This is a genomic window from Rugamonas sp. DEMB1, from assembly GCF_029834475.1.
GTDB lineage: Bacteria > Pseudomonadota > Gammaproteobacteria > Burkholderiales > Burkholderiaceae_D > Rugamonas > Rugamonas rubra.
Genome location: NZ_CP122407.1, coordinates 951,525 through 966,151, shown reverse-complemented (window position 1 = coordinate 966,151; position 14,627 = coordinate 951,525). Strand labels below are relative to the sequence as shown.

At 65.3% G+C, this 14,627-nt stretch carries 9 protein-coding genes; 4 read left to right on the top strand and 5 right to left on the bottom strand.

Annotation, left to right across the window (positions count from 1 at the left end; all coding sequences use genetic code 11):
• Window positions 1–28 precede the first annotated feature (28 nt).
• Window positions 29–703: a PKD domain-containing protein gene (locus tag QC826_RS04405; RefSeq protein WP_279764574.1), complete on the top strand. Its 675-nt coding sequence runs from the start codon at window positions 29–31 to the stop codon at window positions 701–703.
• A 91-nt stretch (window positions 704–794) separates the two neighbouring features.
• Here QC826_RS04405 and QC826_RS04400 read toward each other — a convergent pair whose 3' ends face one another.
• The 3 genes from QC826_RS04400 to QC826_RS04390 all read right to left on the bottom strand — a co-directional run bounded on the left by QC826_RS04400 (window position 795) and on the right by QC826_RS04390 (window position 5,759).
• Window positions 795–2,519, bottom strand: coding sequence for an alpha-amylase family glycosyl hydrolase (locus QC826_RS04400; protein WP_279764573.1), 1,725 nt, complete (start codon window positions 2,517–2,519; stop codon window positions 795–797).
• 25 nt (window positions 2,520–2,544) lie between these two features.
• A complete protein-coding gene (locus tag QC826_RS04395) occupies window positions 2,545–4,176 on the bottom strand; it encodes an alpha-D-glucose phosphate-specific phosphoglucomutase (RefSeq protein WP_279764572.1) in 1,632 nt (543 codons plus the stop codon).
• Between the two features lie 281 nt (window positions 4,177–4,457).
• A complete protein-coding gene (locus tag QC826_RS04390; RefSeq protein WP_279764571.1) occupies window positions 4,458–5,759 on the bottom strand; it encodes an MFS transporter in 1,302 nt (433 codons plus the stop codon).
• Window positions 5,760–6,007: 248 nt separating this feature from the next.
• On the opposite strand from QC826_RS04390, the gene QC826_RS04385 reads away from it, so the two are divergent.
• The 3 genes from QC826_RS04385 to QC826_RS04375 all read left to right on the top strand — a co-directional run bounded on the left by QC826_RS04385 (window position 6,008) and on the right by QC826_RS04375 (window position 10,939).
• Window positions 6,008–8,428 (top strand): TIM-barrel domain-containing protein, encoded by a 2,421-nt coding sequence (locus tag QC826_RS04385; RefSeq protein WP_279764570.1) that lies wholly within the window; start codon window positions 6,008–6,010, stop codon window positions 8,426–8,428.
• Between the two features lie 248 nt (window positions 8,429–8,676).
• Entirely contained in the window at window positions 8,677–10,494 is a 1,818-nt protein-coding gene (locus QC826_RS04380; RefSeq protein WP_279764569.1) for a M2 family metallopeptidase, read from the top strand.
• Window positions 10,495–10,657: 163 nt separating this feature from the next.
• The gene (locus QC826_RS04375; RefSeq protein WP_279764568.1) at window positions 10,658–10,939 is read left to right on the top strand and encodes a helix-turn-helix domain-containing protein; all 282 of its coding nucleotides are present in this window, start codon (window positions 10,658–10,660) and stop codon (window positions 10,937–10,939) included.
• A gap of 22 nt (window positions 10,940–10,961) precedes the next feature.
• Here the strand turns inward: QC826_RS04375 and QC826_RS04370 are convergent, their stop codons facing one another.
• Entirely contained in the window at window positions 10,962–11,351 is a 390-nt protein-coding gene (locus QC826_RS04370) for a hypothetical protein (protein WP_279764567.1), read from the bottom strand.
• Between the two features lie 250 nt (window positions 11,352–11,601).
• A complete protein-coding gene (locus QC826_RS04365; RefSeq protein WP_279764566.1) occupies window positions 11,602–14,322 on the bottom strand; it encodes a TonB-dependent receptor in 2,721 nt (906 codons plus the stop codon).
• Window positions 14,323–14,627 lie beyond the last annotated feature (305 nt).

Here is a 14,627-nt window from a genome sequence, read left to right as displayed (position 1 = left end):
GGGCAGCTCTTTTCCGCAAAGGACACCGATGAAATTTTCCGCAGCTTGGCTGGCCCTGCCGGCACTCGCGCTGGCACTCGCCGCCTGTGGCGGCGGCGAGTATCAGCCGCCGGTCAACGTCGCGCCGGTGGCCAAGGTCGGCCCTGCGCAGACGCTGGACGCCGGCAGCAAGGTGACGCTGGACGGCGTCGGCACCGACGCCAACTCCGACCTGCTCAACTACGTCTGGACGCTGACCAAGCCGGCCGGCAGCAACGCCACGCTGCTCAATCCCAAGGTGACCAATCCGGTCTTCATCGTCGATGTCGCCGGCAGCTACACGGCCACGCTGGTGGTCGACGACGGCAAGCTCTACAGCGCGCCGCAGACCATCAACCTCACCGTCGTGGTGCCGACGGCGAGTTTTACCAAACTGTGGGACGGCGACCAGTGCAGCACGCGGCGCCGCGTGGTGCTCATCGACCAGCGCCTGGTCTATACCGAGAGCCATTCGAACAGCTGCTCGGACTCCGACAACTACGGCTTGTACGACAGCACGTTGGCGGTGCGCCTGTGCACGGCCGGCGGCGTCTCCGGCGCGCTTTCCTGCACCAACAACACGGCGCTGGAGCTGATGAAGACCATCCTGGCCAATCCGGCCAAGGCCGATCTGGGGCTGGGTGGCGCGCACACCGTTCAGCAGACTTACGCGGTCGGATTCTGATCGCGCCGGGATTTTCCGGATCCCAGTGGCGTAGAGCAGGGTCAGACCCTAGGGTCTGACCCTCAATTTACGCGATTCGCGGCACGGGCATCTACTGCCCGATCAGCACGATCGACGAGCCGGCCGGGAAGCGCGCCTTGCCGTGCTTGACCACGGCGCGCGCGCCGGAGTAGCCGTCGCGCACACGCTGGCCGTCGGCGAACACGCCGCCCACGTCGATGACGTGGGCTTCGCCCACCGGCAGGTCGAGCGCCACCACCACCTTGTCGCTGACGCCGTTGCGCTCATACGTGCGCTTGAACACGTAGGGTTGCGCCTGCAACTGCTGGTGCACGCCCGCGCCGACGGCCACGTGGGCCTGGCGGAACAGCCCCAGCTTGGCCCAGTGGCGCTGCACGTCGGCGACGCGGTAGCCGTCGCGCGCGGCGTTGCGCGCCAGCTCGTCCCAGTTCATATAGGAGCGCAGGCGGGCGTCGCCCACTGCGTCGGCCACGTCGAGCCGGCGCGCCGTCTCGTCGCCGTAGTAGATCTGCGCGGCGCCGGGCGCCAGCAGCAGCTTGGTGGCGCTCTCGAAGGGCTTGCCGCGGGCGGCGTCGAAGGGCTGTTCGTCGTCGTGCGAAGACAGGTAGTTGAGCACCGAGCGGCCCTTGAGCGCGCCCTGCAACAGGCCCGAGTAATTGCTGAACAAGGTCTCGTAGTCCTGCCGCGCGTCGTACTTCAGGCCGAAGTTGATCATGCTGTCGAAGCCGTTGTCGAAGTAGTTCACCTGCTGGCCGCCGTCGTAGGTGAACAGCGGGCCGCCGGCGATGTTGTAGCCGAAGGCCTCGGCCGTCATGAAGAAGGCCTGCGCGCCGGGCAGCTTGCCCGGATTGGCGCGCTTCCATTCCTCGTAGGCGGCGCTGGCCTCGGTCTTCAGCGCCTTCCAGCTGGCCGGCTCGACGTGCTTGACGGTGTCGGCGCGGAAGCCGTCGACGCCGTACTTGCGGATCCAGTCGGTGTGCCATTTGACCAGGTGGTAGCGCGGCGTGCGCGGGTGGCCGGTGCGGGCGAAGAAGGCGTCCAGCTCGGCCACCTCGCGCTCGTAGCGGCCCTCGGCCTTCCACTGCTCCACCAGCGCGGGTGGCAGCGCCACCGCCGTGTCGCTTTCGGTGCGCACGTCGGGCAGGTTCTTCACCAGCGTGCATTCGACCGTTGTCGCCACGTCCTTGTAGCTGCATTGCGGCGCGCTGCGCACCCAGTCGGCCGGCCACACCGGGTCCAGCGCGGTGACCGGGCCGGTCTGGTTCATCACCACGTCGAGCAGCACGCGGATGCCGTGGGCGTGCGCGCTGGCGACGAAGTCGCGCATGTCCTGCTCGGTGCCGAGGTTGGCGTCGACCTTGCTCCAGTCGCGCGCCCAGTAGCCGTGGAAGCCGTAGGACAGGCCGGTGCCCTCGTCGGTGCCGGCGTGGATCTGCTCGACCGGCGGCGTCAGCCAGATGACGTTGACGCCGAGCCGGTCGAAGTAGCCGTCGCGGATCTTGGCCGTGATGCCGGCCAGGTCGCCGCCCATGTAGCCGCGCTGCGGCGCGGCGTCGGCGCGGCGGCCGTAGGCCAGGTCGTTGGCCGGGTTGGCGTTGTTGAAGCGGTCGGTCAGCAGGAAGTAGACGGTGGCGTTCTCCCACAGGAATGGCTTGGCGGCGGCACGCGCCGTGGGCGCCTTGACGGCGGCCTTGACGGCGGCCTTGACGGCGGCCGAGCTGGCGGCGGGCGCCAGGGTCGTGCCGGCCAAGGCCAGCGCCAGTGTCATCGTCATTGCGAGTGGGGTCTGCTTCATGCGTCTGCTTCCTGTTGGTGGGGGGTTAGGTGATCACGCTCGGGCTGGCGCGCCCGGTGCGCGCGGCGATGCCGGCCAGCTGCTCGGCGACGGCCACCAGGCCGGCCAGCGCCTGCTGGGTGGGCAGGTGGTGCTGCGCCGGGTCGGCCTCGTAGCGCTCCAGGTAGACGCGCAGGGTGGCGCCGTCGGTGCCGGTGCCGGACAGGCGGAACACCACGCGCGAGCCGTCGCGCATGACCACGCGCACGCCCTGCTGGGTGGAAACGGCGCCGTCGACCGGGTCGGTGTAGGCGAAGTCGTCGGCGAAGTCGACCGTGTACGCGCCCAGGGTCTGCCCGGCCAGGCCGGCCAGGCGTTCGCGCAGCGCCGCCATCAAGGCGTTGGCGGCGGCGCTGTCGATCGCCTCGTAGTCGTGGCGCGAGTAGTAGTTGCGGCCGAAGCGGGCCCAGTGTTCCTCGACCAACTGGCGCACCGGCTTGCCGCTCGCGGCCAGCAGGTTGAGCCAGAACAGCACGGCCCACAGGCCGTCCTTCTCGCGGATATGGTCGGAGCCGGTGCCGTAGCTCTCCTCGCCGCACAGCGTGGCCTTGCCGGCGTCGAGCAGGGTGCCGAAGAACTTCCAGCCGGTCGGCGTCTCGTAGCAGGGCACGCCCAGCGCGGCGGCGACGCGGTCGGCCGCGCGCGAGGTCGGCATCGAACGGGCGATGCCCTTCAGGCCGGCGCGGTAGCCCGGCGCCACGGTGGCGTTGGCGGCCAGGATGGCCAGGCTGTCGGACGGCGTGACGTCGAAGCGGCGGCCGACGATCATGTTGCGGTCGCCGTCGCCGTCGGAGGCGGCGCCGAAGTCGGGCGCGTCGGCGCCGGCCATCAGGGCGATCAGCTCGGCGGCGTTGACCGGGTTGGGGTCGGGATGGTGGCCGCCGAAGTCCTCCAGCGGCACGCCGTTGATGACGCTGCCGGCCGGCGCGCCCAGCATACCTTCAAGGATGGTCGTGGCGTAGGGGCCGGAGACGGCGCCCATGCCGTCGAAGCACAGGCGGAAGCCGCCGGCGAACAAGGCGCGGATGGCGTCGAAGTCGAACAGGTCTTGCATCAGGCTGGCGTAGTCGGCCACCGGGTCGATCACTTCGACCTGCATCTGCTCGATGCGGTCGGCGCCGAGCCGGTTCAGGTTGACGTCGGCGCCGTCGCTGATGCGGTAGCACGTGATGCTTTCGGTGTGGCGGTAGATCGCCTCGGTGACCTGCTCCGGCGCCGGGCCGCCGTTGCCGATGTTGTATTTGATGCCGAAGTCGCCGTCCGGCCCGCCCGGGTTGTGGCTGGCCGACAGCACGATGCCGCCCAGCGCGCCGTGCTTGCGGATCACGCAGCTGACGGCCGGCGTCGACAGGATGCCGCCCTGCCCCACCAGCGTCTTGGCGAAGCCGTGCGCGGCCGCCATGCGCAGGATGGTGTGCACCGCCGCGCGGTTGTGGAAGCGGCCATCGCCGCCCAGCACCAGGGTCTTGCCGCTGCAGTCGCCGAGCGTGTCGAACACGCTCTGCACGAAATTCTCCAGATAGCCGACCTGCTGGAACACGGTGACTTTTTTCCGCAGGCCGGAAGTGCCAGGCCGCTGGCCTGGGAAGGGGGTGCTTGCTACCGTCAAAACCGTCATATTCGCTCCGCGTGTTTAGGCCGGCGGCCAAGGCGGCCGCCAATTCGTCGCCATGCTTTTGGGGGGCGGGGAAAGTCAAGGTGCCGGGGTCGCCGGCAAACCCCACAGGCGTGAAGCCGGGGTCAGACCCCCAGGGGTCTGACCCCAGGTTGCGCCGTTGGGTCTGGTCGGCGTCCCGGAAATCCGTGAAGAACCTGCCGGTATCCCTTCCGGGGAAACATGGCGTACGAATGCATTGTCAGGGGAGCAATTTTACCCCATCTGCTCGGGCAAATGCGGATTCAGGCGGCAACCGGCACGGCCGCGGACTTCGCCGCAGGCACGGCCTCGTCCTTGACCAACAGGGTCAACAGGCCGGCCAGCACCATGCACACGCCGCCCAGCACCAGGGTCATGACGGCGTGGCCGGCGAGGAAGTTCTTGGTGATGTAGCCGAGCAGGAAGCCGCTGGCGATCTGCGGGATGACGATGAAGAAGTTGAACACGCCCATGTAGTAGCCCATCCGGTTGGCCGGCAGCGCGCCGGCCAGGATGGCGTACGGCATGGTCAAAATGCTGGCCCAGGCGATGCCGACGCCGACCATCGGCAGGTACAGGTAGTCGATGTTGTGGATCATGAAGATGCTGATCAGGCTCAGGCCGCCGATGAGCAGGCAGCTCATGTGGACGAACTTGCGGCTGGTCTTGCGGGCGAAGATAGGCAGCACGAAGGCGGCCAGCGCCGACACGCCACCGTAGACGGCGAACATCACGCCGACCCGGTTGCCGGCCTCCTGGAAGGCGGCCGACTGCGCGTCGACGGTGCCGAACACGTTGTCGGCGATGGCCGAGGTGGTGTAGATCCACATGGCGAACAGGGCGATCCAGGTGAAGAACTGCACCACCGCCAGTTGCACCATGGTCTTGGGCATTTTGCCGAAGCCGCCCAGGATCTCGCGCAGCGCGTGGCCCATGCCCTTCGACTTGGCGCGCTCGGCCTCGAACACGGCCATGTTTTCCGGTGGCGCCTCCTGCGACGAGAACACCGTCCACATCACCGACAGCAGGAACACCGCGCCGCCGAAGTAGAAGGAGTAGCGCACCGTGTCGGGAATGGCGCCGTTGACGGGCACATTGCTCACACCCATGATGTCGGCGAAGAAGGTCGGCAGCAGCGAGGCGATCACGCCGCCGCAGCCGATGAAGAAGGTCTGCATGGCGAAACCGGCGGTCTGCTGCGAGGGGTCGAGCTTGTCGCCGACGAAGGCGCGGAACGGCTCCATCGAGACGTTGATCGCCGCGTCCATCATCCACAGCACGGCGACGGCCATCCACAGCATGCTGGAGTTGGGCATCAGGAACAGCGCGATCGAGGCGAGGATGGCGCCGATGAAGAAGAAGGGTCGGCGGCGGCCCCAGAACGGGTGCCAGGTGTTGTCGCTCAGGTAGCCGATGATCGGTTGCACCAGCAGGCCGGTGACGGGCGCGGCCAGCCAGCACAGCGCCAGGTCGTCCTGGTTGGCGCCCAGGGTCGAGAAGATGCGGCTGGTGTTGGCGTTTTGCAGCGCGAAGCCGAATTGGATGCCGAAAAAGCCAAAGCTCATGTTCCAGAGCTGCCAAAACGACAGTCTGGGCTTGAAGGATGAAGGTTGCATGCCGCGTGTCCCCGATTAGGTGTCCGAACTTGGTGCCGGATTGAGCAAAAAATACAGAATTTGTAGCAAAATAACACGCGAAAACATGAGTGTCAATGGAAACAACTTCATAGTAGAATAAAGCGAATTAGCGGCTTTGCGGCCTGTCGCCGTGCAGTCAAATGTAGTCAAAGAACAAAAAACAGAGACCTTTGAATATGACAAGAAACCATCTGCTCGCCGCCGCCTGCGCGCTCGCCTGCGGCACCACCCTCAGTCCCCTCGCCTCGGCCCAGAACGCCGGCCGCAACGTGCAGGACGTGGTGCAGCGCGCCGACCGCCTGGAAATCACCACCAACGACGGCCTGTACCTGATCAAACCCTATTCCAGCAGCATTGTCGAGACCTCCTTCGTGCCGCGCGGCGAGCGCTTCGAGCCGGCCTCGCACGCGGTGGTGCTGGCGCCGGCCGCGCCGGCAGTTACCTTCAAGCAGGACGCCAACAGCATCGAGTACGCCACCGCCGGCCTGGTGGTGACGATCACCAAGTCGCCCTTCCAGATCGCCTACAGCTACAAGGGCAAGGCGCTGGTGGCGGAAAAAGCCGGCTACCTGAAACAAGGCGCCACCGAGAGCATCGAGTTCGCGCTCGACCAGGGCGAGGCGCTGTACGGCGCCGGCGCGCGCGCGGTCGGCATGAACCGGCGCGGCAACCGCTTCACGCTGTACAACAAGGCGCACTACGGCTACTCGACGCGCTCCGAGCTGCTCAACTACACGATGCCGCTGGCCATGTCGTCCAAGCTGTACGCGCTGCACTTCGACAACGGCCAGATCGGCACGCTGGACTTCGACAGCAAGAAAAACAACAGCCTGGCCTACGAGACCATCGGCGGCCGCAAGACCTACCAGGTGATCGCCGGCGACACCTGGCAGGACGTGGTGGGCAACTACACCAGCCTGACCGGCAAGCAGCCGATGCCGCCGCGCTGGGCCTTCGGCAACTTCGCCAGCCGCTTCGGCTACCACAGCGAGCAGGAAGCGCGCGCCACCATCGCCAAGTACCGCGCCGAGCAGGTGCCGGTGGACGCCATCATTTTCGACCTGTACTGGTTCGGCAAGGAGGTCAAGGGGACGATGGGCAACCTGGCCTTCGACCAGGACACCTTCCCCACCGCCAAAAAGATGATCGCCGACTTCCAGGCCGACGGCGTGAAGACCATCCTGATCACCGAGCCCTTCGTGCTGACCACCTCGTCGAAGTGGCAGGACGCCGTCGACCAGAAGGTGCTGGGCACGGACGCGGCCGGCAAGCCGCTGACCTACGACTTCTACTTCGGCAACACCGGCCTGATCGACGTGTTCAGCCCGGCCGGGCGCGACTGGTTCTGGAACATCTACAAGGGCCTGCAACAACAGGGCGTGGCCGGCTGGTGGGGCGACCTGGGCGAGCCGGAAGTGCATCCGGCCGGCATGCGGCACGCCACCGGCACGGCCGACCAGGTGCACAATCTGTACGGCCACGAGTGGGCCAAGCTGATCTTCGACGGCTACCGCAAGGACATCCCCGGCCAGCGCCCCTTCATCCTGATGCGCGCCGGCTACTCCGGCTCGCAGCGCTTCGGCATGATCCCGTGGTCGGGCGACGTCGAGCGCAGCTGGGGCGGCCTGCAGTCGCAACCGGAGATCGCGCTGCAGATGGGCATGCAGGGCGCCGGCTATATGCACTCGGACCTGGGCGGCTTCGCCGGCGCCATGCTGGACGACGAGCTCTACACGCGCTGGCTGCAATACGGCGTGTTCCAGCCGATCTTCCGCCCGCACGCGCAGGACGACGTGGCCTCCGAGCCGGTGTTCCGCGAGGACGCCACCAAGCGCCTGGCGCGCGAGGCCGTGCGCCTGCGCTACAGCCTGCTGCCCTACAACTACACCCTGGCCTTCGACAACAACCAGCTGGGCCTGCCGCTGATGCGGCCGATGCTGTACGAGGAGCCGGACAACGAGGCGATGCGCACGGTGGCCTCGGCCTACCTGTGGGGCAACGAGCTGCTGGTGGCGCCGATCACCGAGCCCGGCGCGCGCCGCAAGGAAGTCTACCTGCCCAAGCGCAGCGCCTGGTTCGACTTCAACAGCGGGCGCCGCTACCACGGCGGCATCACCGCCGTGGTGCCGGTGGCGCTCGACCACATTCCCGTGTTTGTGCGCGCCGGCGCCTTCCTGCCGATGGTCGAGCCGGTGCAGACCACGCGCGACTACAGCACCGCCAAGCTGGCGCTGCACTACTACCACGACCGTTCGGTGGCCGCCGGCAGCGGCAAGCTGTACGACGACGACGGCGCCACGCCGCAGGCCTACGAGCAGGGCAAGTACGAGCTGCTGACCTTCGCCAGCAAGCTGGCCGGCAAGGAGCTGGCGATCAGCGTCAACAGCGAGCTGGGCAAGCAGTACGCCGGCAAGGCGCGCAGCATCGCCCTGCAGGTGCACAACATCAACGTCAAGCCGGCCGCCGTGCGGGTCGACGGCAAGCCGGCCGGCTTCAAGTGGGACGGCGCGCGGCAGCTGCTGACGGTGCCCGTGGCCGCCAAGGCGGGCGCCGCCAGCGGCGTCGCCATCACCCTGGCCGGCAGCGACGCCGGCTAATATTGCTACGACTTCATGGCGCCGGCGGCTGCAATATCCCCCAAAGTCAAAGAGCCAGGGTCAGACCCTAGGGTCTGACCCTAGATTTACGCCGCTGGGATTTTCCAACGCCCCGCCCGCCGACAAACAACCTAGGTCTTTTAGCAATATTAATGTTCCAACGGTGTATATTACTGGCCATCGAATCAACCGATTCGGTGGCCAGATCACTTCAGGAGACAACAGTGTCATCAAAAATTCTTAGTGCATTGCTGGCGGCATCCGCCATAAGCGTTGCCATCAGTCCAGTCCAAGCCCACGCCGCCGCCAAGGGCAAGCCCAGCGTCGCCGAAGCCGAGCAATTCCTCGCCGACGCCGAACAGCGCCTCAACAAACTCAACAACGAACAAGCCCGTGGCGCCTGGGTCGGCGCCAACTTCATCACCGACGACACCGAGGCCATCAGCTCCTTCTTCGCCGAGCGCTTCCTGACCGCCTCGGGCGAGGTGGCGATCGCCGCGCGCCGCTACAACGGCCTGAAGCTGAAACCCGAATCGGCGCGCAAGCTCAAGCTGCTGCAACAGACGCTGGTGTTCGCCGACGCCAAGGAACGCGAGGCCTACACCACCATCCAGGCCGCCATGACGGGCGCCTACGGCAAGGGCAAGTACTGCCCGAAAAACGCCGACGGCACGGTCGGCACCTGCCTGGCCCTGGGCGAGATGGAAAAAGTGCTGGCCGAGAGCCGCGACCCGGCCAAGCTGAAGGAGATGTGGGTCGGCTGGCACGCCCAGTCGCCCGCCTACAAGGACCGCTACGCCGAGTACGTCGCGCTGTCCAACAAGGGCGCCAAACAGATGGGCTTCGCCGACACCGGCCTGATGTGGCGCGCCCAGTACGACATGCCGCCCGAGGCCTTCGAGGCCGAGATGGAACGGCTGTGGCAGCAGGTCAAGCCGCTGTACGACTCGCTGCACACCTACACCCGCCACAAGCTGCGCCAGACCTACGGCCCCGACGTGGTGCCGGCCAGCGGCCCGATCCCCGCCCACCTGTTCGGCAATATGTGGAGCCAGACCTGGGACAACCTGTATCCCATCCTCAAGCCGGCCAGCGGCGCCAGCAACTACGACCTGAGCAAGGTGCTCGAGACGCGCGGCACCAGCGCCAAGGACATGACCGCCTACGCCGAGCGCTTCTACACCTCGCTGGGCATGCAGAAGCTGCCGGAGAGCTTCTGGGAACGCTCGCTGCTGACCAAGCCGAAGGACCGCGACGTGGTCTGCCACGCCTCGGCCTGGCCGATCGACGAGAAGGACGACGTGCGCATCAAGATGTGCATCACGCCGACCGCCGAGAACTTCACCACCATCCACCACGAGCTGGGCCACATCTACTACTTCCTCGGCTACAACAAGCAGCCGCTGCTGTTCCGCACCGGCGCCAACGACGGCTTCCACGAGGCCATCGGCGACACCGTCGCCCTGTCGATCACGCCGGACTACCTGCAAAAGGTCGGCCTGATGGAGGCCAGCCAGGCCGACAATGGCGGCGCCGACGCCGAAGTGGGCCAGCTGCTGCGCCGCGCGCTGAGCAAGGTGGCGATCCTGCCGTTCGCCTACTCGGTCGACAAGTGGCGCTGGGACGTCTACTCCGGCAAGACCAAGCCGGCCGACTACGACGCCAGCTGGTGGAAGCTGCGCGAGCAGATGATGGGCATGCAGCGCCCGGCGGCGATGTCTGCCGGCGGCTTCGACGCCGGCGCCAAGTACCACGTCGCCGCCGACGTGCCGTACGCCCGCTACTTCCTGGCCGACATGTTGCAGTTCCAGTTCCACCGCGCGCTGTGCCGCGAGGCCGGCTACACCGGCCCGCTGCACCGCTGCTCGGTGTACGGCAACGCCAAGGCCGGCGCCAAGCTGCAGGCGATGCTGGCGATGGGTTCGAGCAAGCCGTGGCCGGAGGCGCTGAAGGCGATCTCGGGCGAGGAGAAGATCGACGGCGGCGCGCTGCTCGACTACTTCGCCCCGCTGAAAACCTGGCTCGACGCGCAGAACCGCCAGTTCGCCGCCGCTGACAAGAAGTAAGCTGCAACAAACGGGGCGGCCGCGCGCCGCCCCACTCCCCTCCTTACCGCAAGCTATCTTGCACTCCTCAATACGCAATCAAACCGCCGATTGTGTCGATGTAAAAATTCTATATACTCGAACCGTGAACACCCTCCCCCCAAAAGACACTGGAGTTGGAGAAATGAGCAGCCAGGAATTTTCCAGCGTTTGGGACGCTATCGAAGATAGCCCTGCGGAAGCGGAGAACATGAAGCTTCGTTCAGTGTTGATGATGGCGTTAAATGACCACATCCGGCGCACTGGGATGAGTCAGCTAGATGCGGCCAAGTTGCTTAACGTTACGCAGCCCCGCATTTCTGACCTGATGCGCGGCAAAATCAATCTGTTCGCCCTTGACGCCTTGGTGAACATGGCAGCAGCGGCCGGCTTGCACATCGAGATGCGCGTGCAGCGCGCGGCCTAGTCAGTCGCAGCCCCCTTCCCTCTTACTTTGGGCATGCCATGGACGACCTCAAGGTGATTTCATTCGGCTTCCAAAACGAGTAAATATTCTCCTTGCCCGCTTCCACCAGCACGTCGACGCAACTGCCGACTTGCACCTCGGCAAAGGCAGGCACCTCGAGGAACTGGCCGTCCAGCATGCGGATCTTGTAGATATGGAACGGCCCCGTGCTCCCCGAGGCGACAATGTAGCCGACCATGGCAGCACCCACCGCGCCGCCGTATCCCGGCGGCACCAGCGGGGCCGTCCCGCGCGTCGCCCCGGCCTCGCGCACGCTGTCCACCGTGCCACTCAACGCAACCTTGTCGTGCGGTACGGAGGCGCAAGCCGAAAGCAGTACCGCAAAAACAGCAACACCACATACATGCATCATTGGAATCTTTCAAAAAATGAATGATTAATTTAAAAGAAATAGAAGGACAGAATAGCATCTAGTGCCATGGGGAAATGCGCGCTTTGTCACACTTGCCGACCGGCGCTAACCACTTGCCGCAATCGCACTTACCTCCCCATCCATGTTCAAATGATCCAAGTGCATTGATATCCTGCGGCAGCGAGGTGGGATGTGAAAAAGCCCCGTCGCGCGAGCGCCGGGGCTTTTGTGTTTCCGCTACCTGGACGGCTTAGAACTTGTAGCTCGCGCCCATCAGGATGGTGCGGCCGTATTTCTGGTACTCCAGCTGCTGGCTGCGCACGCCGGTGTAGGTCTCGTAGGCGCTGTTGGTCAGGTTGTTGACCTGCACCAGCAGGCCGAAGTCCTTCATGCTGCCCTCGTTGAAGGTGTAGCCGACCTGGAAGTCGATGACGTTCTCGCCGACCACGTAGCGCAGCGCGCGGTCGTTGGAGAAGTTGCCGATCTCGCCGACGAAGTCGGAACGCTTGCGCTGGCTGACGCGGGTCTCGAAGCCGTCCTTCTCGTAGTAGGCGGTCAGGTTGGTGACGCGCTTGGACAGGCCCGGCAGCGTGATGTTGGTGCCCAGGCTGCTGGTCGGGTCGTTGATCTTGATGTCGCTGCTGCTGAAAGTGGCGCTGGCTTGCACGCCGAAGCCACTCAGCGATTTCGACAGCAGTTCCAGCGGCATCGAACCGGAGAACTCCAGACCCTTCAAGGTGCCGCCCTGGCCGTTGTACGGCGCGGTGTAGTTGCCGGTCACCTGCTTGGCGATGGTGCCCGAGGTGAAGGCCGAGAAGTCGTAGTCCTTCGACTGGGTGAAGATGTAGCTGGTCAGCTTTTTGTAGAAGCCGGCGACGGCGACGTAGGCCTTCTTGTCGAAGTATTTTTCATACGAGACGTCGAAGGCGTTGGCGCGCCACGGGTCCAGCTTGGCGTTGCCGCCGGTCGCGCTCGGCTTGAAGGAGGTCTTGTCGATGTCGAACTCGAAGGCCGAACGCAGCTGGTCGACGCGCGGACGGGCCAGTTGCTTGGCCAGGGCGAAGCGCAGGGTCTGCTGGTGGTCGAAGCCGAACGCCAGGTTCATGCTAGGCAGCACGTCTGTGTAGCTCTTGCCATCGTCGACGTCCTTGAACTGCTTGCCGGCGACGGCCGACTTGTCGACGTAGCGCGACTGCGACGACTGATCGGTGCGCTGTACCTGCACGCCGACGTTGCCGCGCACGCTGACGCTGCCCAGTTCGGCCTCGATGTTGGCCTTGACGAAGCTGGTGCTGATCTTTTCCTTGACGTCCCAGGCCTTGGTGATCAGGTAGTCCAGATCGTCGACCGGCTTGAAGCTCATGTACTTGGCGACCACGCCGGGCACGTTCCACGCCGGGATCATGCCGACGCCGGCGAAGCCCAGGTCGACCGGGGCGTATTGCAGGTCGCTGGAGATGGTGGTCGGGTTGGCGATCAGGGTCGGGCCTTCCGGCTGGCGCTTCTTCTTCGAGCGGTCGGTGTAGTTGAAGCCGATGTCGACGCCGGAGAAGACCTTCTCGAACATGTCGGGCACGGGCAGGCTGGCCACCAGCTTGAAGCCGGTCAGCTCGTCCTCGACCTTCGGCACCTTGCCGTAGCCGGAACCGTAGATGGTGTCGCGCACCAACAGGGTGTTCGGATCGCTGTAGTTCAGGCCGGTCTTGATGCTCGGGTAGCCGCCGCTGGCGTAGCGCAGGTTGACCGAGTCGAGGAAGGCCGAGCCGCCCAGCGGGTTGAGCTGGGTGTTGTTCTCCAGGCTCAGCTCGTCACGCTTGGCGTGCGAGTAGTTGAGGTCGGCGAACAGCGACCAGTTGGCGAACTTGAAGGTGTTGCTCCAACCGGCGGCGCGGATCTCGTCCTTGCGCTTGTTGTACATGCCGCGCACCAGCGGGTAGACGCTGGTGACCGTGCCGCCGCTCAACGAACCGTCGACGACGACCGGGTTGACGTAGTTCACCTCCGGCTTGAAGCCGCCGTTCCAGCCGTTCAGGTTGATTTCCAGCTGGTTGGCCGTGTCCTCGCTCTTGAACTGGGAGGCGTAGACGTCGACGATGCTGGTCCACTGCTTGGTCGGACGATATTGCAGCACGCCCATGAAGCCGTCGCGCTTGGTGACGCCGCTCTTGGCCACGGCCTTGATGCCGTCGGCGGCGTAGCTGCCGCTTGGAAGGCCGGAACGTGCGTCGGTCTTCCACGGCTCGTACATGCCGGTCTGCTGCTCCAGCACGGGCGCTTCCATGTGGGCGAAGCCGAGCGCGATACCGATCGTGCGGTTGGCGAACTGGTCGATGTAGCTGGCGCTGAAGCGGTTGCCGGTCGACTTGGCGTTGGCGATGCTGCCCAGCGAGTTCTTCTCGCCGCGCACGTTGACCGACATGGTGCGGCCGGGGAAGGACAGCGGACGCACGGTCTGCATGTCGATGGTGCCGGACAGGCCCTGGCCGACCAGGCCGGCGTCCGGGGTTTTGTAGACGGTGACGCCGCTCATCAGTTCGGACGGGTACTGGTCGAACTCGACGCTGCGGTTGTCGCCGGTGCTGACCTGCTCGCGGCCGTTCAGCAAGGTGGTCGAGAAGTCGGGCGACAGGCCGCGCACGCTGATCACCTGGGCGCGGCCGGCGACGCGCTGGGCGGCCAGACCGGGCAGGCGGGAAATCGATTCGGCGATGCTGATGTCCGGCAGTTTGCCGATGTCCTCGGCGGAAATCGCCTCGACGATGGAGCTGGCGTCTTTTTTGACCGAGATGGCGTCCTCGATGCCGCGGCGGATGCCCGACACGGTAACGCGGGCCATGGGCGCGGCCTCGGCCGCCGGCGCGGTTTGCGCGTAGACCGGATTGGCCAGGGCGGCGACGAATACGGCACAGCCTGCGGCGACCGGACTCAGTTGGAAAGCTGCGCTATTGCGCTTGTTTGCGAAAATACTCATGAAATGTCCCCTCACAACGACACCAAAATAATTCCCGCCACCATCGGCCGCTCTGCTTGCGCAGCTCGCTTCAACTACACGGGATCCAAGGAAATGCAACGCTCTACATGACGTTATGCAAGAATTTTGTACTAAAACTAGATTGGGTGTCAATGAAAGTTCAGTTTACCTACGGATTTGCTATCGTGGCTGGGAGGCGCTCCCCCAGCGCCCGGCCCAATCTCGTTGTATTCAAGCTACAGAAGTCCGATACGCGAGTTGTAGTAGAACTACATAAACACGTAAAGCATTAGCTGGAACACAAC